Origin of the sequence: Halomonas sp. GT (genome assembly GCF_002082565.1) — a bacterium.
GTDB lineage: Bacteria > Pseudomonadota > Gammaproteobacteria > Pseudomonadales > Halomonadaceae > Vreelandella.
In genome coordinates, this window is record NZ_CP020562.1 from 2335020 (window position 1) to 2356820 (window position 21801).

17 protein-coding genes are annotated in these 21801 nt (G+C 51.8%); 8 read left to right on the forward strand and 9 right to left on the reverse strand.

Going from position 1 to position 21801, the window contains the following annotated elements:
- Window positions 1-4 precede the first annotated feature (4 nt).
- The 4 genes from B6A39_RS10950 (at window position 5) to B6A39_RS10965 (ending at window position 4180) form a co-directional block, all read left to right on the forward strand.
- Entirely contained in the window at window positions 5-910 is a 906-nt protein-coding gene (locus B6A39_RS10950; protein WP_083005440.1) for a hydroxymethylglutaryl-CoA lyase, read from the forward strand.
- A gap of 66 nt (window positions 911-976) precedes the next feature.
- Entirely contained in the window at window positions 977-2680 is a 1704-nt protein-coding gene (locus B6A39_RS10955) for an AMP-binding protein (RefSeq protein WP_083005443.1), read from the forward strand.
- A 61-nt stretch (window positions 2681-2741) separates the two neighbouring features.
- On the forward strand, window positions 2742-3566 hold the full coding sequence (locus tag B6A39_RS10960; RefSeq protein ID WP_083005448.1) for a class I SAM-dependent methyltransferase: 825 nt from the start codon (window positions 2742-2744) through the stop codon (window positions 3564-3566).
- 44 nt (window positions 3567-3610) lie between these two features.
- Window positions 3611-4180 (forward strand): hypothetical protein, encoded by a 570-nt coding sequence (locus B6A39_RS10965; RefSeq protein ID WP_083005451.1) that lies wholly within the window; start codon window positions 3611-3613, stop codon window positions 4178-4180.
- Here the strand turns inward: B6A39_RS10965 and B6A39_RS10970 are convergent.
- Entirely contained in the window at window positions 4177-6075 is a 1899-nt protein-coding gene (locus B6A39_RS10970; protein ID WP_083005455.1) for a monovalent cation:proton antiporter-2 (CPA2) family protein, read from the reverse strand. The two genes, B6A39_RS10965 and B6A39_RS10970, sit on opposite strands and share 4 nt — an antisense overlap.
- 117 nt (window positions 6076-6192) lie before the next feature.
- On the opposite strand from B6A39_RS10970, the gene B6A39_RS10975 reads away from it, so the two are divergent.
- From B6A39_RS10975 to B6A39_RS10985, 3 genes are read left to right on the forward strand one after another with little or no spacing between them, the layout of a single operon-like run.
- Entirely contained in the window at window positions 6193-6486 is a 294-nt protein-coding gene (locus tag B6A39_RS10975) for a Trp family transcriptional regulator (protein ID WP_083005458.1), read from the forward strand.
- 2 nt (window positions 6487-6488) lie between these two features.
- Entirely contained in the window at window positions 6489-7913 is a 1425-nt protein-coding gene (locus B6A39_RS10980; RefSeq protein ID WP_083005462.1) for an anthranilate synthase component I family protein, read from the forward strand.
- Window positions 7910-8569: an anthranilate synthase component II gene (locus tag B6A39_RS10985; RefSeq protein ID WP_083005466.1), complete on the forward strand. Its 660-nt coding sequence runs from the start codon at window positions 7910-7912 to the stop codon at window positions 8567-8569. The genes B6A39_RS10980 and B6A39_RS10985 overlap by 4 nt, the downstream gene beginning before the upstream one ends.
- 76 nt (window positions 8570-8645) lie before the next feature.
- On the opposite strand, the gene rluF is transcribed toward B6A39_RS10985, so the two are convergent.
- The 7 genes from rluF to cysM form a co-directional block, all read right to left on the reverse strand.
- Entirely contained in the window at window positions 8646-9695 is a 1050-nt protein-coding gene (gene rluF / locus B6A39_RS10990) for a 23S rRNA pseudouridine(2604) synthase RluF (protein ID WP_083005469.1), read from the reverse strand.
- Window positions 9696-9763: 68 nt separating this feature from the next.
- Window positions 9764-10309 (reverse strand): DUF924 family protein, encoded by a 546-nt coding sequence (locus B6A39_RS10995; RefSeq protein ID WP_083005472.1) that lies wholly within the window; start codon window positions 10307-10309, stop codon window positions 9764-9766.
- A gap of 66 nt (window positions 10310-10375) precedes the next feature.
- Window positions 10376-13024, reverse strand: coding sequence for a phosphoenolpyruvate carboxylase (gene ppc, locus B6A39_RS11000; protein ID WP_083005475.1), 2649 nt, complete (start codon window positions 13022-13024; stop codon window positions 10376-10378).
- Window positions 13025-13071: 47 nt separating this feature from the next.
- A complete protein-coding gene (gene mazG, locus B6A39_RS11005; RefSeq protein ID WP_083005478.1) occupies window positions 13072-13911 on the reverse strand; it encodes a nucleoside triphosphate pyrophosphohydrolase in 840 nt (279 codons plus the stop codon).
- Window positions 13911-16187, reverse strand: a complete 2277-nt coding sequence (relA, locus tag B6A39_RS11010) for a GTP diphosphokinase (RefSeq protein ID WP_083007893.1) — start codon at window positions 16185-16187, stop codon at window positions 13911-13913. Before relA ends, mazG begins: the two co-directional genes overlap by 1 nt.
- A 70-nt stretch (window positions 16188-16257) precedes the next feature.
- Window positions 16258-17724 (reverse strand): TRAM domain-containing protein, encoded by a 1467-nt coding sequence (locus B6A39_RS11015; RefSeq protein WP_083005482.1) that lies wholly within the window; start codon window positions 17722-17724, stop codon window positions 16258-16260.
- Complete coding sequence (gene cysM / locus B6A39_RS11020; RefSeq protein ID WP_083005485.1) at window positions 17725-18621, reverse strand: cysteine synthase CysM; 897 nt, start codon at window positions 18619-18621, stop codon at window positions 17725-17727.
- A gap of 91 nt (window positions 18622-18712) precedes the next feature.
- On the opposite strand from cysM, the gene B6A39_RS11025 reads away from it, so the two are divergent.
- Window positions 18713-21412: an ATP-binding protein gene (locus B6A39_RS11025; protein ID WP_083005489.1), complete on the forward strand. Its 2700-nt coding sequence runs from the start codon at window positions 18713-18715 to the stop codon at window positions 21410-21412.
- 10 nt (window positions 21413-21422) lie between these two features.
- Here the strand turns inward: B6A39_RS11025 and acpS are convergent, their stop codons facing one another.
- Complete coding sequence (acpS, locus tag B6A39_RS11030) at window positions 21423-21800, reverse strand: holo-ACP synthase (protein ID WP_083007894.1); 378 nt, start codon at window positions 21798-21800, stop codon at window positions 21423-21425.
- Window position 21801: the final 1 nt, after the last annotated feature.

Sequence of the window (21801 nt, forward strand, 5' to 3'; positions counted from 1 at the left end):
ACCGATGGCACTGCCTACGTCTATTAAACTGTTTGAAATGGCCCCCCGCGATGGCCTGCAAAACGAACCGGGCACCTTAGTGCCCACCGCCACCAAAATCGAACTGATCGAACGGCTGGCGAATGCTGGTCTGACTCATATTGAGGCCGCCAGCTTTGTCTCGCCAAAATGGGTACCACAAATGGGCGATGCCAGCGAGGTAATGCGCGGCATTGCCCGCAAACCCGGCGTGGTTTATTCGGCGTTAACGCCTAATCTGAAAGGCCTGGAAGGAGCACTGGCAGCTGGCGTTGAAGAAGTAGCGGTATTTGGTGCAGCCTCTGAAGCGTTTTCTCAGAAAAACATCAACTGCTCGATTGCTGAGTCGCTGACACGCTTTGAGCCAGTGCTGGCGCGCGCCAATGAAGCAGGTGTGCGGGTGCGTGGCTATGTGTCTTGCGTACTGGGCTGCCCCTATGAAGGGGATATTTCACCGCAAAAAGTTGCCGAGGTAGCCAGCGCACTTTATGAGATGGGCTGCTATGAAATCTCCCTAGGAGACACTATCGGTGTCGGCACGCCGCTAGCCGCTAAGCGGATGATTGAGGCTGCCCGTCAGCAGGTGCCTATCGAGTATTTAGCGGCCCATTTCCATGACACCTATGGCATGGCGCTAGCTAACTTATATGCCGTAATGGAAGAAGGCGTGAGCGTGATTGACGCAGCGACTGCAGGGCTTGGTGGCTGCCCCTATGCCAAAGGTGCATCCGGCAATGTGGCCACCGAAGACGTACTTTACCTGCTGGAGGGGCTGGGCATTAACACCGGCATCGACCTCCAGGCAGTGATTGATACGGGCGTCTGGATCACTCAGCAGCTTGGTCGCAAGCCCAGTTCTAAAGTCGCGTTGGCCAAAAGCACGGTTAGCTAATAATAACTATAGAAGCCAACTGCTTTCTTCCCGTTGAGACAAAAAAAATAGTTCGGAGAGACACCCATGGCATCACCTGCACACACCCTACCTAGCTACACCAGCAGCACCGCAGATAAGCCGCTGCTGGGCATGACCATTGGCGATAAATTTGATCAGATCGCCGCACAGTATCCCGACAACGACGCGCTAATCGCCCTTCATCAGAACATTCATTGGAGCTACCGCCAGCTTCAGGAAGAAGTTAACCGTTGCGCACGTGCGTTGCTGGCCATTGGCGTTAAAAAAGGCGACCGGGTTGCCATCTGGGCACCAAACTGCTGCGAATGGACCCTAACCCAGTTTGCCACCGCCAAGATTGGCGCGATTTTAGTCAACATTAACCCCTCTTATCGTACGCATGAGCTGGACTACGCGCTTAATCAATCCGGTGCGCGCTTTTTAGTCACTGCCAATCAATTCAAAAGCTCTGATTACACCGCCATGCTGTTTGAGCTCGCGCCTGAACTAAACAGCAGCGCAGAGGGTCAGCTAAAATCACAAAAACTGCCTGATCTTGAGTGCATCATTAATCTGAGCACTGATAAACATAGTGGTATGTGGCGCTGGGAAGACTTTATTAACGAAGCCAACAAGATCAGCCAGACGGATGTTGATGACCTGCAGGCCACGCTACAGTTTGATGACCCAATCAATATTCAGTACACCTCGGGCACCACGGGCTTTCCGAAAGGCGCGACGCTCTCTCACCATAACATTCTCAACAATGGCTTCTTTGTTGCCGAAAGCATGGGCTTTACCAGCGAAGACCGCTTGGTCATCCCCGTACCGCTCTACCACTGCTTTGGCATGGTGATGGGTAACCTGGGCTGCATGACCCATGGTGCGGCGATGATTTATCCGGATGAAGGGTTCGACCCCGGTAAAGTGCTAAAAGCAGTACACGAGCAAAAAGCCACCGCTCTTTACGGCGTACCCACTATGTTCATCGCCGAACTAGAGCACCCCGACTTCGCCACTACTGATTTTTCCACGCTGCGCACCGGCATTATGGCGGGCTCTATTTGTCCTGCAGAAATCATGAAGCAGGTCATCGAAAAGATGAACATGAAAGGCGTACAGATCGCCTACGGCATGACCGAAACCAGCCCAGTTTCCACCCAAACCGGCGCAAACGACCCTATTGAAAAGCGTGTTTCCACCGTTGGCCGCACCCAACCCCACCTGGAAAGCAAGATCGTCGATCCTGGCAACGGCGGCATTCTGCCCCGTGGTGAAATTGGCGAGCTGTGCACCCGTGGCTACAGTGTGATGCTCAAGTACTGGAACAATGACAAAGCCACGGCTGAAGCCATTGATGAAGCCGGTTGGATGCACACAGGCGACCTTGCCACCATGGACGAGGAAGGCTACATCCAGATCGTTGGCCGTATTAAAGACATGGTGATTCGCGGCGGTGAGAATGTATACCCTAAAGAGATCGAGGAGTTTTTATACGCCCACCCTGCGATTTCAGAAGTACAGGTCACCGGTGTTCCGGATAAGAAGTATGGCGAAGAGTTAATTGCTTGGGTGAAGCTCAACAGCAGCGCAGGAGAAGTCACTGGAGAAGACCTGCGCGAGTACTGCAAAGGCAAAATCACTCACTTTAAGATTCCTCGCTACTTTAAATTTGTTGATGAGTTCCCGATGACGGTAACCGGTAAAATTCAGAAATTTAAAATGCGCGAAATTTCTATCCAAGAGCTTGGGCTTGAGGATCAAAAATAACCCTTTAATTAACGCCGGCCCATGGTCGGCGTTGATTTTTGTATGACATTGAGACACCCACATGTCCACTCAACAGCGGCTAGCCGAGCACTACCACCAAGGGTTACGCGATGACGATATCCTTAGCCAAATTCGCACCCACTACCCTGATGGCCCGACGCTTCACCAACTTGCCCCGCTAGACCAGCTACATATCGGTGGTATTGCCGCCTCTAAAAAGCTGCTTAACCTGCTTGATCCTTCGCAACATACGAAAGTGCTTGATATAGGCTCAGGCTTAGGCGGATTAATGCGCCAAGGGGCAGCGCTAGGTTTTCAACTTACCGGTTTAGATATCACCCACCGCTTTAACGTACTTAACCAGGCGCTGACTAACTTATCGGCTTCTCCAACAAATTCGTCACTTAGCTGGGTTACCGGAGATGCCTGCGCGTTACCCTTTCCAGAGAACACATTTGATGCCGTGCTATTTCAGCACAGCCTGATGAACATGCCCGACCCCGCCCAGGTTATTGCCGAAAGCCGACGTGTGCTCCGCCCAGGTGGCAATCTTGTCATGCATGAAGTCGTTAGTGGTAAAAATCTTGCCGAATTGCGCTACCCGGTTCCTTGGGCAGCATCGCCAGAGCATTCACACTTACTTTCGATGGTAGAACTAACCAATTTGCTGACAGCAAACGGCTTCATGCTTCAGCACAGTGAAGATTGGAGCAGCACTGCACTTGAGTGGCGTCAGCGACAGCGACAAAAAGAGCAAACGAATATCGATGCCGTGCTCTCACCCCAATGGGTATTTGGCGAGCGCTTTTTGAAAATGGGTAAAAATCTGTTAGAAAACTTATCAAATAACGTAATTAACGTGGTAGAAATAAGCGCCCGTTGCTAGGCTAGATAAGATACCTTCCTTAGCCAGGGACACGAGGAACGCCAATGAAACGCTTGGCAAGCACCTTGTTTTATAGCTTTGCTGGTTCCATGCTGCCATTTATGAGCTGTTTAGCCAGCGGCGGAGATACTGACCTCGCCTATGCGTCTCCAAACAGCGAGTTTATGTCCCTGCGCAACGGTGTCGTTTTAGAGGGCAGCGACTTAAGCAGCCTCGATAGTTACACCACTGGCTTTCGTTTTACGGCCGGCTTTAGTCCATGGCAGTTACCACAGCTGGATATTGGCGCTGAAATTGCCTACCGCGAAAGTGAAGAAGTTCCCATCTCATCCAGTGTTGACCCTCTTATCATGGATACTCTCAGCCTGGGCGGTGCCATCGTTGCAGGCGTGCGAATGGGCGCTTTTAGTATTTACGCTAAGTCTGGCCTCACAGAGTGGCGTGGCGAAACCGATCAGCCATTAGCCGACGACGGCGGCACCGCCTTCCTGCAAGGCTTTGGTGCCACCATGACCATCAATCGTTTGGTAAGCCGCGTAGAGTACGAACGTATCGATGCCCCCACCCTCAGCCATCTCAATATGCTAAGCGCCTCTCTGCACCTGCCGTTTTAGCGGCTCCCTTCGGATGCCTGTTCAGGTGGCGTCCATACGGGTTCTTCTGCTTGATTTGTCTCATCCCAGCCGTGCCGCATTGACTTACTCAGCGCTTCTTCCAGTTTCATAAACAGTTCGCCGTAACGCGGGCTAAAGCTAATGCCCTCCTCAATTTCTTTCCAGGCTTCAAACAGCTCATCTTCATGGGCATTTTCGTGTTGCTCAAACGAGTCGATCATCTGCTTGGCACGCATAGGGTGTACACCCATAGCCGTTAACGTATGGCCACCCAGTTCTAGCGCAGAGTGATAAACCTCTCTGGTTACATCGTCAGCGCCTGCTTCGCGAAGCTGATACCCATGGCCACGGTCAAATGCACGCGCCAACACCCAAACGTTGGGATAGTACTGTTTTACGTGCTTCACCATATCAACAGCCCGCTCGCGATCATCAATCGCCACCACCATCACTCGCGCATGCGCAATACCCGCGGTTTCTAGAAGGTCTGAACGACTGGCATCCCCAAAGTAGCTTTTAATCCGAATATGGCGGAGGAGTTCAATTTGCTCAATTTCAAGATCTAAGGCCACGATGGGAATGTTATTAGCGCGCAACAAGCGACATACAATCTGCCCAAAACGACCGACACCAGCGATGATTACTGGCGCTTGCTCTTCGATCTTATCGGCAGCGCGCGTGTCGTTTTTCACTGTTTGGTAGCGCGGCAGTACTAAGCGGTCATAGGCAATAAACAACAGCGGCGTCACAAACATGGAAAACGCGACAACCAGCGAAAGTAATTGCGACACATCAACAGGAATAACGTTGCTCTGCACGCTGTAAGTTAACAGCACAAACCCAAATTCCCCTGCCTGCGCAAGGCTTAACGTAAACAGCCAGCCATTACTGCTTCGAACACGAAACAGTAATGCCAAACCAAACAAAACGATGCCTTTTACAAGGATAACAGCGAGTACGAGCGCTATTACCGTTAACCACTGCTCAGCGAATACCTGAAAATTTATCCCAGCCCCAACCGTAATAAAAAATAGGCCGAGTAAAAGCCCTTTGAACGGCTCGATATTGGCTTCAATCTCGTGTTTGAATTCGCTGTTGGCAAGTACAATACCGGCTAAAAACGCACCAAGTGCTGGAGACAAATTAACAATCCCCATCAGCGCAGCAATGCCAATAACCAGCATTAAAGCGGCAGCCGTAAACACTTCTCTCAAACCGGAGGAAATCACGTAGCGAAACAATATTGGCCCAAGGTAATGCCCACCAATAATTACAACCCCAACAGCCCCAACCACCACCAGTCCGTGGAGCCATGCAGGCATACCCTGGACAAGGCTAAGGCTGCCATGTTCAGCATAGCTACCACCTGCCCCCATTAATTCGGGCAGCGCCAATAGTGGAATCAATGCCAACATCAAGATCACCGCGATGTCTTGAAATAGCAGCACTGAAAACGCGCTACGCCCGCCTTCAGTTTTCGTGAGTCCTTTTTCGTTTAGGGTTTGCAGCACAATCGCCGTTGAGGAAAGCGCAAAAATCAAACCGATGGCTAAGGAAGTTTGCCACGCAAGTCCCAGCCACCAAGCAATAGCGGTGCCTGCAGCGGCTGTTATCACCACCTGTAAACCACCCATCCCTATCAAGCTTACCCGCATCGCCCACAACCCTTTTGGGTCGAGCTCCATACCGACTAAAAACAGCATCATTACCACACCAAACTCAGCAAAATGCTGAATTGTTGTGGTCTCCTGCCCTACCAAGCCTAGCACTGGGCCAATCACTACCCCTGCTACCAAATAGCCAAGCACCGAGCCAAGGCCAAACCGTTTGGCCAGCGGAACAGCTATTACCGCTGCAATAAGGTAGATAAATGCTTGAATAAAGTAGCCAGTCATTGGGTTTCCTCAAATTGGCGCGAACGGCTTGACTTCGCTGAACAATAAGATACTGTACTAGTACGCTAGTACAGTATCTTATTCATTTATTTTGTGCCTATACGGTGAACCTACTCTATGTCATTTGATGATGACCATCAGGCTGATTTAGTACGCTATTTACTTGGCATTGACTCACCAGAGGCAATGAACGAGGCACTAGCCAGCTTGTTAACGCCCGCAGAGTACCAAGAAATCAGCAAGCGCCTACAGATTTTTAAACTTTTGCGTGAAGGAGTCCCCCACCGCAAAATCGCTGAAACTCTGGGCGTTGGTATTGCCACGGTATCCCGCGGTTCACGCGCTTTAACCACGCTACCCTCTTCAACGTTACCTTCATCACTACCGTCCCCCACTTCACGGACCGATTAATCATGACGACCATTACGCCTGCTTCATCAGGCCCGCAGCCTTTTACGCTGTCGCGCAAGCCTCACTATGTCACCCTGGCGGCGGACTGTGACTTTTTTGCTCTGTTTCAAAAAATTGAACGCCAATTTGATACCTGCTACATGCTGGAATCACTAGGCGAAGATAGCCATATGGCACGCCACTCAATTATTGGCTTTGATCCTGAGTACACGCTTTACGCCAATGGCGGCACGTTAACTATTGAAGATCGTGACGGTAATGCAAACCACTACCCAAGCGATAACCCTTATGAGTTGCTACGCAGCTTGATTCCGCAGAATATTATTTCTCGTAAGTATGCAGGCGGACTAAGTGGTTATCTTGGTTATGACGCTATGCAATACTTTGAGCCTTCGCTATCGTTGAAAGCTAGCGACGATTTCGACACGTTTCGATTTGGCCTTTATAAAGACGGCTTGATCCTCGACAAAATGACCGGGGAAGTGACCTATTTTTATTACGACAACAGTCGGTACGCGTTTCTGCAAACCTTGATCGACGCTGATGATATCCCCCCAGGCTCGTTGCATATTACTGCGCTGGGCGACACCATGAGCCGCGAAGAACACGCCGAAGCGGTGGCCAAGGTGAAGCAGGACATCATCGACGGTAAGGTTTTCCAGTGCGAAGTGGGCTTTAAAAAGCGCTTTAGCATTAAAGGCGATACGCTAGCGCTCTACGATCAGTTGCGCACCATTAACCCGTCGCCACAGATGTACTACGTGAAATTTGGCGAGCAGAAGCTGATTGGCGCCAGCCCCGAGCTGCTGTTCCGACTGCGCCAGGGCGAAATGGAGACTTTCCCGTTGGCTGGAACGACCACTCGCGGCAAGACGCCTCAGGAAGATACCCAGCTAGCCCGTGCGCTACTCAACGACCCTAAAGAGATTGCCGAGCACAATATGATTGTGGATCTACACCGCAATGATATTGGTCGGGTGGCACAATTTGGCACGGTGAAAGTACGTAGCCTGATGGACATCAAGCGCTTTAGCCACGTGCAACATATCTCCAGTGAAATTGTTGGAATTATTGCCGAAGGCGAAGATATGTTTACCTCCCTCGCCAGCAACTTCCCTGCGGGTACGCTGACGGGTGCGCCAAAAATCGAAGCAATGAAAATCATTGATGATTTAGAAATTGACGGTCGTGGCCCTTATGGCGGCGCGGTTGGTCAGTTCTCTTTTAACGGCGACTGCACCTTTGCGATCCCCATTCGTACGGTCTTTGTAAATGGTGAAAGCGCTTACGTGCAAACCTGTGGCGGCAACGTATTTGATAGCAACGCCGAAGATGAATACGAGGAAATTCGCCGAAAATTTGCTGGCACCCGCAAAGCCCTCGCCCCTTTTATGAGCGTGGATACGGACATGGAGAGTCAAGCATGAAAGTGCTAATTATTGATAACTACGACTCCTTCACCTATAACCTGTATCAGTTTATTGGTGAGATTTTAACCACGGAAAAAAATCGCGGTGAGCTGCCTCATTTCGAGATTATTGTTAAGCGCAATAACCAAATCGACTTCAAAGCGATAGAAGCCATGGCGCCTGATCGCATCATTATCTCTCCTGGCCCAGGCTCACCGGATGATCCGCGCTATTTTGGCGTCTGTGCCGACGTTATCGAGAAACTCGGCAAAACCACACCACTATTGGGCGTGTGCCTGGGCATGCAGGGCATTGTTCACGTCTTTGGCGGCAAGGTGATAAAAGCACCACTGCCGATGCATGGCAAAATCAGTCCGATCAACCACAACAATCGCTCGGTGTTTAATGGCGTACCCGACCAGCTTGAAGTGATGCGCTATCACTCATTGATTGCGGACGCCCTCTCCCTGCCCGACTGCCTGGAAGTGACTGCATCAGTGGGCGCGCTAGGTGCTGACAAGTTTGAGCAACGCAGCCACTGGCAAACAGTGGGTGAGTTTGAATTGATGGGCGTAAAGCACCGTGACTACCCCATTCACGGCATTCAGTTTCACCCTGAATCGTTTGCCACAGAAGGTGGCAAAGAACTCATTGCTAATTTCTTATTTGCCTGATCCATCAGCTTGCAGGTATGCAATAGATTAGGCGCCAAAGGCGGGCCCCCAAGGCTGCCCGCCTTTCTATTTCTATTTAACGCTTCCCTTTCGCCCGACCAACACGGCCTTTACCGACTGGCTTAGCCCCGGCCTTGCCTTTTACGCTTGCCTTACCCGCGCCAGCAGCTTTGGCCTTGGGGTGTGGCTTACCCGACGCACCAGCCTTCGAGCCGGCACGTGCTTTTCCGCTGGCGTTTTTTTTGCCCTTGGGTGGCGGTTTGCTGCCAACCTCTTTAGCTCCTGGCTTAGCCGGTTTCTGCCGCCCCTGTTTATGCCGCCCCTTGGTGGCTGTTTTTTTAGGCTTGTTAGCGCCTGCCCCCGAATTGTAATCAGGCCGCGCAGTCTGGCTCTTTTCAGGCACTGCCTCAGAGCGTTCTGTCAGCGCGACAATCGTATCAATCTCTTTAGGAGTTAAATCCCGCCAGTCACCTAGGGCCAACCCTTGCAGGGAAACATTCATTATTCGCGTGCGAACGAGCTGGGTGACCTCGTAGCCAAAGTACTCGCACATACGGCGAATCTGGCGGTTCAACCCTTGCACCAGCGTAATAGTGAACACGAACGTCGATTCTTTGGTCACTTTACACTTTTTAGTCACTTGCCCAAGGATAGGTACACCCTTTTGCATGCCCGCAACAAATTCATCGGTAACCGGCTTATTGACCGTAACCACATACTCTTTTTCATGATTATTATTGGCGCGCAGAATTTTATTAACCAAGTCGCCATTATTGGTTAGAAAGATTAGCCCCTGCGAGTCTTTATCGAGCCGCCCAATGGGAAAGATGCGTGTGCCATGCTTCACGAATTCAACAATATTATCTTTTTCGCTGGATTCGGTGGTACTGACAATCCCCACTGGCTTATTCAGCGCAATAAGCACCAAATCCTCTTCTTCCTGAGGCTCTATCTCCTGACCGTTGACCTTAACCCGATCACCCGGCACTACTTGATCGCCTGTCGTTGCCCGACGCCCATTAATCCAAACATTGCCTTGTTCAACATAGCGGTCAGCCTCTCGGCGAGAACATAAACCGCTTTCGCTGATGTATTTATTGATGCGGGTAGATTTTCGTAACGACATAAAACGCCATAGGCAAAAGTGTGGTGAAGTGGTTAAGCAAAATTCAAAAGCTAACGTTAAAAGCCTAACTAGAAGCCGGACCCAGGTTGTTTAAGAAACTCTATTTCGGCTGGCGTAGATACCCGGCCCAACACGTCGTTTCGGTGGGGATAACGACCAAAGCGGTCAATGATCGCTTTGTGACGAATCTCGAAATCCAAGTTGTTCTCTAGCCCAGGCTGATCAAACAGCTGCATTGCCACTTTATGAATAGCGGCAGACTCACTGTGCATATAAGGCATGTATAAAAAACTACGCTCGACTGGAGCCAGTTCGTTATCTACCGCTAATGCAACCGCTTCCTGTGCAAGCGCTAAGGCTAACGCATCACTGGCGAAGGCTTGCGGGCGGTCACGGTAGATATTTCGAGAAAACTGGTCCAGCACAATAATTTCAGCCAGCCGCCCTCGAGCAGTACTGCGCCACTCATAACATTCACAAGCAGCCGCTTTGGTCAGCAGTGGGCCGAAACGCTGGGTAATCTGCTGATCCATCGACGTATCTTTTTTAAACCACTGCGCTGGCGTTAATTCATTAAACCAAAACGACAGTACTGACTGAGCATCCTTTATCATCACGCCCCCAATTCCTAATAAGGTGATGACGACGCCGCCACACGTAGTGGCGGCGTACTGTTATTTTTAACCCGTATTGCGTAAACCTGCTGCAATACCTGCCATGGTCACCATGAGCGCACGAGAGAGATCGGCACTAATGGCACCATCGGCGTCCCGATTACGCTGCAGAAGCTCCGCTTGCAAGCCATGAAGCGGGTCGATGTAAGGGTTGCGCACATCAATTGCTTGGCGAATAAGCGGGGTGTTTTCAAGCAGCTTCTCTTGCTGAAGGATATCCAACACGACGTTTTCAAGCCGCTCAAAACGCTCCCTTAGCTTCTTACCCAATGCTTTCAGCGAAGGCTCATCGACCAAGCGATGCTCATAGTAAGCCGCAATCGCTACATCCGCTTTGGCCAACAGCATTTCCAACATATCGAGATAGGTGCCAAAGAAAGGCCACTGACTGCGCATTTCTTGCAGCACTTCCCGACCGCCTGGCTGCTCCAGGCGTCGTGAGAACGCCTCACCGCTGCCCAACCAAGCAGGTAGCATCAAGCGAATCTGTGTCCAAGCAAAAATCCACGGAATCGCTCGTAAGGTTTCCACGCCACCATCCTGGCGACGCTTGGTTGGCCGGGAGCCAAGCGGCAGTCTACCCAGCGCGCCTTCCGGCGTAACCGCACGGAAATAAGGGACAAAATCGGGGTCTTCACGCACTACGCCCACATAGGCGGCATGGGCTACTTTCGCCAGCTGGTCCATTTCTTCACGCCACTGAGGCTCCGGTGCGGGCGGTGGCAAGAGCGTCGCTTCCATGACCGCACAGGCGTAAATTTCCATAGAGCGCAGCGCGATATCTGGCTGACCAAACTTAAAGCGAATCATCTCGCCTTGCTCTGTCACTCGTAGGCTGCCATTCACTGAACCCGGCGGCTGGGAGAGAATCGCCGCATGCGCCGGACCGCCACCGCGTCCAACGGTGCCGCCACGGCCATGGAAGAGCGTCAAATCTACGCCATGCTTGTCACATACATCGACTAACGACTCTTGGGCACGGTACTGTGCCCAGGCAGCAGCAAGCTGTCCGGCGTCTTTAGCAGAGTCTGAATAGCCGATCATGACTTCTTGTCGGTCTTTCGCCAAGGCGCGGTAACCGGGAAGCGCCAGCAATTGGTCAATGACATCGCCCGCATGGTCAAGGTCGTTCAGGGTTTCAAACAGCGGTGCGATGGGCAGCGTGACTTGGCCCCCAACCTCTTTCATCAATAGCGCAACGGTTAATACGTCCGAAGGCTCGGCAGCCATCGAGATAATATAGGTACCCAGCGCTTCAGCGTGCTCTTGAGCAATCACTTTAAAGGTATCGAGCACTTCGCGGGATTCTGCCGAGCACTCCCAACGGCGTGGGATCAGCGGCCGCCTTGATTCTAGCTCAGCGAGCAGGAACTCTTGGCGCTGAGCTTCGTTCCAGTCCTGGTAGTGCCCCAAGCCTAGTGCACTGGTGAGTTCTTCCATTACCTGGGCATGCCGGCTGGCCTCCTGGCGCAGGTCAAGTTTGGTCAACGTAACACCGAACACTGCCACGCGGCGCAAGGTATCAAGCAGCGCGCCATTAGCGATGGTGTCCAACCCGACATCACACAGTGAGCGGTAGCATGCCAGTAGCGGCGCGTAGAGTTGGTCGCGGGTTTCAATAATTGGTCCGCCGTCATAGTTGCGGCCATCCAGCTCTGCTTTTGCCCAGTCGCGTGTGGCTTCCATTTTATTCAGCAGACGCTTGAGCAGCTCACGGTAAGGCTCGGCAACTTCTCCTACCTCTGCCTTCAAAGCGCTGTTAGCTTTCCACATTGAAAGCTCGGTTTTCAGCTGTTCAAGGTCGCGTAAATAGAGATCGGCGGCCATCCATCGGCCCAATAAGAGCACCTCTCGCGTCACTCGCGCGGTGACATTTGGATTGCCATCTCGGTCACCGCCCATCCAGGAAGCGTAGCGAATAGGCGCGGCATCTAGCGGCAAACGCTCTCCGGCAGTATCGAGTAATAAATTATCCAAATCGCGATGGAAGTCTGGCACTGCCTGCCATAAGGAGTTTTCGATAACCGCGAAGCCCCATTTGGCTTCATCAACAGGTGTTGGCCGCTCATGACGAATCTCATCGGTATGCCACGCCTGACTGATCAACTCTTCCAAGCGCCCCTGGGCGCGAGTGCCACGCTCTGGATAGTCTTCAGAGCTTTCAATCGCGGTCAGGCATTCGTCGATAGCATCGTATTTTTGAATCAACGTGCGGCGGATAACTTCTGTAGGGTGGGCAGTCAGCACTAGCTCAACGCGCATACTGGCCAGGGTTTCTACTAATTTACGGGGCGAATTACCCGCCTGCTGTGCACGGCTTAGCAGTTCACCAAGCACTGGCTGGGTACCAGGCTTGTAGTCTTCCACCCGGCGAAAGCGCGCCCGGTAGTGCTGTTCAGCAATGTTGGCAAGGTTCAAAAACTGGTTAAACGCACGCGTCACTGGCAGCAGGTCGCGTTCGGGCAACTGGCGTAGATACTCAATGAGCTCACGCTGCTGCAATGAATCGCCCTGGCGTCCCCGCTTGGCATGGGCACGAATCGTTTCAATTTTATCAACAAATGACTGGCCTAAATCATCGGCAATCGTACGGCCCAGGCTATCACCGAGAATACGCACGTTATCACGTAGCGATTCGTGTAGGTCGTGACTCATTGGCATGGCCTCCTTGCGGGGTCGCATTAGTTGTTAAAAGCTAGTTGTTAAGGGGTAAGCGTTTTTTCTTGTGCTTTAGCGGCTTGCCAGTGGGCTTCCATCTCGTCAAGCGAGGCGTCAGTTAGCGGACGCGCAGCGGCGGCAAGCTCACGCTCTACGTAGCGAAAGCGGCGCTCAAATTTGGTATTTGTGGTACGCAAGCATTGTTCGGGGTCAGCCCCCAATGTGCGCGCTAAATTAGTCACTGCAAACAACAAATCGCCGACTTCTTCTTGAGCGTGCTGTTGGTTACCCTCGGCAAGGGCTTCTTCAACTTCAGCCAGCTCTTCACGGATTTTGTCCAACACGCCGCGAGCATCAGGCCAGTCGAACCCGACCCTGGCGGCACGCTTCGAGAGTTTAGCGGCACGACTAAGCGCAGGCAGCGTACGTGGAACATCGTCAAGTACTGAGGGCGTGTTTTGCTGTGCACGCTCGGCACGCTCATCGGCTTTAAGCGCTTCCCAGCGTGAATTGATGTGCTGGGTTTGTACATCCTCGGCACTCACTCCGGGTGGGCGCCGTGACGCTAGCGTGCCATCAGGAAATACATGCGGGTGACGTCGCAACATCTTTGCGGTCAACGTATCAACGATGTCGTGAAAGTCGAAGCGCTGCTCTTCAGCACCAAACTGGGCGTAGTAAACCACTTGGAACAGCAGGTCACCCAGTTCGCCGGGCAATTCATCAAAAGCGCGCCGCTCAATAGCGTCAGCAACTTCGTAAGCCTCTTCCAGCGTATGTGGCACGATGCTGTCCCAATCTTGCTTGATATCCCAAGGACACCCCTGTTCCGCATTGCGAAGTACCGACATCAATGTCAGCAGATCCTCTACGCTATAACGCATCAGGCGCCTCCTTTACGGACGTTTTTCTCTGGGTCGGCATTGCGCAAACGACGCACTTCCGTCACGTTAGGCAACTGCTGGATTCGGGAAAACAAGCGGCCTAACGATTCTAGACCGTCGACTTCCAGCGTGATGCGCAATCGCGCGATCCCCTCGTCAGTATCCGTCAGCGTATTAACAGCTAATACATTAACTTTCTCGTTGCCTAGTAGCCCGGTCACGTCACGCAGCAGTCCAGAGCGATCCCACGCTTGAATTTCAATAGTGACGGGGTAACGGGTCTGGGCGCGCTCGCCCCACTCTACTTCGATAATGCGTTGGGGCTCTTCCATTCGCAATTGAAGGATGTTGCTGCAATCCTGGCGATGGACGGTGACCCCGCGACCTTGCGTAATAAAGCCTACAATCGGTTCCCCAGGCACTGGCCGACAGCAATTCGCCATGCTGGTTTTTAAGTTACCGACACCCAGCACGGTGATGTCACTTTGAGTCGCTTTACTTGGCTGGCGGCGTGGCTTTGCCAGTAACCGATCTAACTGCTCTTGATCGTCCGTTTCACCAAACAACTGCTGGGCTTGATGAAGCACTTGGCCGATGCGCAGGTCGCCCGCACCAAGAGCTGCATACATATCGTCGGCGTTTTGGTAGTTAACAGCACCAGCAAGCTTAGTAAGATCAAGCCCTTCAACATCCAAGCGGCGCATCTCACGCTCGAACAGCGCCCGCCCTTCGTCTAAGTTCTGGTCTCGTGCTTGGTACTTAAACCACGCCTGGATCTTAGCCCGCGCGCGCGAGGTGCGCACATAGCCCAAACTGGGGTTTAACCAGTCGCGGCTGGGGCCGCCTTTGGTGGCTGTTAAAATCTCGACTTGCTGGCCGGTTTTTAACTTATAGGTGAGCGGTACTATCCGACCATTAATCTTGGCACCACGGCAGCGGTGACCAATTTCAGTATGCACGCGGTAAGCGAAGTCGATAGGTGTGGCGATACGCGGCAGGTCAATGACATGACCATCGGGAGTGAACACATAGATGCGGTCTGGGGCAACGTCGCTGGAAAGCCCTTCACGCAGATCGCCAAAGCCACCTACTTCATCTTGCCACTCAAGCACTTGGCGCAGCCAGGCAATTTTTTCTTCATAGCTGCGGCTTTTAGCATTGGTATCATGCCCTTTATACCGCCAGTGTGCGCAAACACCTAATTCTGCTTCGTCATGCATAGCAAAGGTGCGAATCTGGATTTCCAGCACCTTATTTTCTGGCCCCATCACCGCGGTATGCAGCGACTGGTAACCGTTTTTCTTCGGATTGGCAATATAGTCGTCAAACTCATTGGGTACATGGTGCCAACGAGAGTGAACAATTCCGAGTACGGTATAGCAATCGGCCACATCAGGCACCAGAATGCGCACTGCACGCACGTCATGCACCTGGGAAAAATCAATCCTCTTGCGCTTCATTTTGCGCCAGATTGAGTAAATATGCTTGGCTCGCCCATCGACATCGTAGTGATGAATATTCTGAGCTTCCATCAAACTCTTGATGGTTTCCACCACGTCATGAATATAGCGATCACGATCTAAGCGCTTTTCAGCTAATAGCTTAGCAATCGCTTTGTACTCATCTTCATGCAGATAGCGAAACGATAGGTCTTCAAGTTCCCACTTGATTTGACCTATCCCAAGTCGATGAGCAAGCGGCGCATAAATATCGGCCACTTCACGCGCGACTTGTAAGCACTTTTCACGGGGCGCATCTTTTACTTGTCGCAAGGCACAGGTGCGTTCAGCAATTTTGATCAGAGCAACGCGCACATCTCCGACCATGTTAACCAGCATTTTGCGCAGGTTTTCCTGCTGATTATGCTGGCCCATACCATGGTTGGGCGCTAGTGGGTAGCTAATGGCCGCCATTTGCAAAACACCGTCAATCAGCTTAGCGACTTCTTCACCAAACCGTTTGGTAACGGCGTCTATACTCAGCAGTCCTTCGCGAACCGCGCGATACAGCACGGCAGCCTCAAGGGTTGCTTGATCAAGCTTGAGCTCGGCCAGAATGTCGGCCATTTCCAGCCCCATTCGAAAACTTGAACCTGGCGAGAGCCACACACGGTGGGTTTGCGGCGCCTCTCGCTCCAACTGTTCAGCAAGCTCACACGCTTGCAAGAGTCGTTCGGGTTCGCGTAGGCGCACATCCTCTTGAAGGCGTGCTAACCACTGCTGTATGTCCACCTTTCCGCTTTCGGTAAGCGGCTGGTCCTCACGCACTTTCACCATGACAATCATTCATCCTTTCAGGGTAACGGCTATCCATTTTCCGTCACCGAGGCTTGATGCAATGGGCAGGCTAGCCCTCGTATTCAAATAGCATCAGCGTTTCCAGGTGAGCAGTGTGTAAAAACATATCTGCCACTGCTACTTGCTTGACGCGATAACCTGCATGCACAAGATGTGCCGCATCGCGAGCAAGCGTTGCCGGGTCACAAGAAATATAGGCCACCCGGGGTATGTTGTAACTGCCTAATACTTGGCAAACTGCTTCCGCGCCGCTCCGAGGCGGATCCAGCACAATCGCATCAATTTGCTGATGCTCGCTCAATAGCAGTTGCACCTTTCTGGCGTCACTTAAGTCTGCTTGCTGGGCATGCACATCCAATAAATTAGCATCAGCGTTAGTGGTAATTCGCTCTACCATCGCTGGGTTGCCTTCTACAGCAATCACCTTTGCTCCTGCGGCGGCTAACGGCAAACTGAAGTTACCAATCCCAGCAAAAAGATCTACGAGCTGTTGCCCTGGCGCTGGCTTTAACCATGCTACCACCTGGGCTACCATCTTTTGGTTAACCTCAGCATTTACCTGTAAAAAATCGCCTGGTGAGAAACGTAACGTTACAAGGCTGGATGCTTTATCACCTGCCAAGCAATGCTCACTGGTGGATGAACTTGCTCTTTGAATGCCGAGGTCATCAAGATTAAGCACTTCTTGTAGAACGGGTGTAGCGCCATCATGCGCACCACTCCAGTGCAAAACAGGTGTTTCCCGCCCTAACCAAGTGCCGAGCGAGACCTGTTGCTGTTCCGCAAACTGCTGCCAACGAGCCCTATCTTGATCATGGGCTTTTAACTGACGCACCAGCACTACTGTCGCCTCATCGGTCGCCAGTAATTCGACATGGCCAACGAGACGGGGCGAGGCTAATGTTGCCAACAATTGCCCTAATGGAAGAATCAATTTGTTCAGCACTGGCACCAGCACATGGCACTGCTCAATATCAACTAATCGGTGGCTGTTGGGTGCTCGAAACCCCAGAAGAACATTACCCTGACCATCTACCCTCACCCCAAGACGTGCGCGACGTCGGTAGTGCTCGCTACTACCATCTAACGCAGTAATAGAACCTAGCGTTAGGCCCTGACGCGCCATTAGCTCTGTGACAACGTCGCGCTTATGCTGGCGTTGTGCAGCAAGATTAAGATGCTGTAAATCACAGCCCCCACACTGACCAAAGTAATTACAGGGTGGCTCAACCCGCTGCTCTGACGCAGTGAGCCGGTTTTTTATATGCGCTTCGTCATACCGTTTACGCGTCACATGTATTGCCACATCGACATGTTCACCGGGAAGCGCCTGATCAATGAACACCGTTTTACCAGCTATGTTATGCGCCACACCACGACCATCATGCGCTAGACGCTCAACCACCAGCGTTGTCGAGGGATCACCTTTTGGCTCAGTTTTATGGCTTGGTTTGCGTACTAGTCCTGAGTGTCCCGAGGCGGGGCGAGATGGCCGCCGCTTACCCAACATGGCCATCTATAACTCCGGGGCAAATAAGCCTGTGGAAAGGTAGCGATCACCTCGGTCACAAACGATGAATACAATGACCGCGTTCTCAGTTTGTTCTGCGATCCGCAACGCTCCAGCCAAGCTACCCCCTGATGATACCCCTGCAAAAATACCCTCTTCACGGGCCAGGCGTCGCATGTGAGCTTCTGCTTCTTGCTGACCGATATCAAGGGTCATGTCGACTCTCGGTGCTTCAAAAATCGATGGCAGGTACTCTTTTGGCCAACGACGAATCCCAGGTATGCTCGCGCCATCCGCAGGTTGTAAACCAACAATTTGGATCGCTGGATTCTGTTCCTTAAGATAACGAGACACCCCCATGATCGTGCCCGTAGTCCCCATTGAGCTGACAAAATGCGTCACCTCCCCGCCTGTTTGCTGCCACACTTCTGGCCCCGTTGTACGGTAGTGCGCTAGCGGGTTATCTGGATTGGCAAATTGGTTTAGCGGCTTGCCATCGCCTCTCGCAATCATCGCATCGGCAATATCTCGTGCCTCTTCCATCCCACCTTCTTTGCTGGCTGAAATTAGTGTGGCACCAAAAGCCGCCATGGCCTGCTTACGCTCTTCTGAAGCGTTTTCAGGCATGATTAGCGTCATTTTGTAGCCTTTGATAGCAGCAGCCATGGCCAACGCAATGCCCGTATTGCCTGAGGTTGCTTCCACCAGCGTATCGCCCGGAACGATATCGCCTCGTGCTTCGGCTTCACTTAACATAGAGAGTGCCGGTCGGTCTTTCACCGAACCAGCAGGATTATTGCCTTCTAGCTTGGCTAGAAGCGTGTTATTACGACCAGCAGTTATGCGCTTTAAACGAACCAGTGGCGTGTTGCCAACCACATCTTCGAGCGTCGGATAATTCATCGTACATTCCTTATCATCACCATTATGCTGCATTATATCGGTGCTGCCGTTAGCTTGACAGGCAACCTCATTGAATCAACGAGCTTCTCTCATGTCTTTAAACACGCGCTTACTCTTTGCGTTACTCGGATTTCCACTTCTTGTCTATGCCGTCATGGCAGTATTGCTGGTGGTGCAAAGCGAAACCACTGGCCGTGACATGCTAGAAGAACGTTTAGTAAGCGCTGGTGAATTGCTAGCACCAAGCCTGGGTAACGCCATGGTAGATGGCGACTTACCTCGCTTGGAAGCCATTGCCAGACAGCTTCTGGAGCACAAAGGATTGCGCGCGGTAACACTTTTTGACGAGCAAGGAAGTCGCTTATTGGTGCTTGGGCATTCGATACCTCCACCGCCTCGCCTAAATGCCCCCAATTCCACGGCACTCACTATGGATGAAACTATTTGGCGTTTGCAGGTACCCTTAACCACGTCTCACGGCCAACAGTTTAATCTTACCAACACTGGTTGGCTTGAAGCTGAGATGGACATACGCACACTAAAACTGGAGCGCTACAAGCTCATTGCTAGCCTTAGCTTAGGCGGCATGCTTCTTGGTCTTCTGCTTTTTTTAGCCGCATTTGCGATCAGTCGCTACGCTACTCGCCCAATTGAAGAGGCGAATCAAGCGCTTTACCGCCTATCACGAGGGGACTACCGGCCTTTTATTGCGGCTGCTCGGCCTACCGAGTTTCGGCAGCTGGCAGAACATGTCAACGGGCTGGCGGAACATTTCCGGCAAGCTCAGCATGATATGCAAAGCCAAATCGAACAAGCGACCAGTGAACTGCAAGAGTCCATGGAGACGATTGAAGAACAGAATATCAAACTCGATCTTGCTCACCGAAGCGCGCTACGCGCGAATGCAGTGAAGTCCGAATTTCTGGCTAATATGAGCCACGAAATCCGCACCCCTCTAAATGGCATCATTGGTTTTTGCCGCTTACTAGGCCGCTCGACTCTCGATACGCGGCAGAAAGAGTGGTTAGAACATGTGCACCGTGCGTGCGATAACTTACTGATGCTAGTCAATGATGTGTTGGACTTCTCGAAGCTAGAAGCCGATCGTCTGACCTTAGAAGAAGTCGACATCGACATTGTATCGCTAGTGGATGAAGTTGTTGGCCTACACGCGCCTGAAGCTCAACGCAAACGACTGCACTTAGTGGCGATGGTATATGACGATGTGCCGCCTACGCTTTGTGGCGACCCGCTACGCATCCATCAAGTCCTCAATAATTTAACCAGCAATGCCCTGAAATTTACACCTCGGGGAGATGTCATCATCCGCGTCATGCTGGACAGTCAGGAGGGCCAACATGTCGTACTGCGCATTAGCGTTAGTGACACAGGTATTGGTTTGAGCGATGAACAACAAAATCAGCTGTTTAGTGCCTTTTCCCAGGCAGATCCTAGTCATTCCAGACAGTTTGGCGGTAGCGGTTTAGGTTTAACGATTTGCAGGCAATTAGTTCAACGAATGGGTGGCGAAATTACGATTGATAGCAAGCCTGGAGAAGGAGCAACGTTCTCATTTACATTGCCACTGCTTGCTGACATGACCACTGAAAGGCCGCAAGAACTCTCACTGGACGGCTCTATTATTCGGTTACATGAACCCCACCTACCCACTCGCAACGTATTAGAGCACTTAATTGAACGCTGGGGCGCAACTGCCGCCTCTTTCATTGAATCTGGCAATGAACAGCTGCTATTACTCAGCCTTGAGCATGATGATTTTATCGGTGAACGAAAGAGATATTGGCAATCGATTATTGCTCAAGCGCCCTGCCCAACATTAATTCTAGCCAACGCCACTAGCTTTGAGCTGCCTCCCTGGGAACTTCCTAATGGGGGAGATATGCTTTGTAAACCATTTACGAGAGCACAATTGGTAGCTACGTTCAAACAACTATTGGAGCCCGTTGCACCCTCCATTTCAAACAATACACAAACGATCAAGGCACTACCCTCGCCAACATTGACGGTGCTGATCGTTGACGATAACGCGCCCAACCGCGAGCTCTTAAAAGCCATGCTCGAAAATGAGCATATCAACATTGTGTTAGCTGCCAGTGGTCAAGAGGCGCTGGATTATGCGCGTCAGAACGAAGCCGATATGGTGCTAATGGACATTCGTATGCCTGATATGGACGGAGTCCAAACCACCCAAGCATTACGGCGCATTAATAATAATTGGGCGCGCTGCCCAATTATTGCCGTGACCGCCCACGTGCTAAGCGATGAACGTCAGCAGTGGCTTGTGGAGGGTTTAGACGATGTATTAGTGAAACCTATCAATGAACTTCAGCTACAACAGCAGTTTCAACGCTTTCTGGGCATTACACTGCCCAACAGCCCACTTTTAGAGGCACCCCCAAAAGCGCCTGCAATTGGTTACGCACCAGCCTCATTGCCCATCATTGATCTTGAGTTAGGCACTCGCCTGGCAGGCGGCAACCCCGAGTTCGCCAAAGAGCAGCTAAAGCGACTGATCGACAGTCTGAGTGAATGCGAACAGCAAATGCGCAGCGCGTACAAAGACAATAACCTGACAGCCTTACTCGATTATGTTCATGCGCTCAATGGTGCCAGCCGTTATTGCGGCGCGCCCGAGCTCGCGCTAACGGTCGAAACGTTAGAGACACGCTTGCGCACCGGGGGAATGGAGCAAGCTGAAAATTTACTTGATGAGCTGTATGCCGCGATCAAGCGCCTTCAGGAGCAGCGGAGCACGTTCAATGAGCGCTAACGGATTAGCGCTAGCACTCAAGAACCACAAATGCCACTGCATAATCTGCTTCATCACTGAGCGTTATATGCGCAACCGAGGCGCCGCTGGTTTGAAATAGACGAAGCGCCTCACCGCTTAGTTGCAGGCTTGGCTTACCCAGCGAATCATTGAGGATCTGAATATCCCCCCATTGCATACCGCTTCGCAAACCAAGCCCAAGTGCTTTAACATATGCTTCTTTTGCTGCAAAACGCTTTGCCAAATAGCTAGCAGGCTGACCTTTTACCTGCCAAACAGCTTGCTCTTCAGGACCTAAAATTCGCTGGGCAAAACGGGGCCCGTGGCGTTTTACTGCCTTAGAAAAGCGCTCAACACGAGCGATATCCGATCCAATTCCAACAATCATC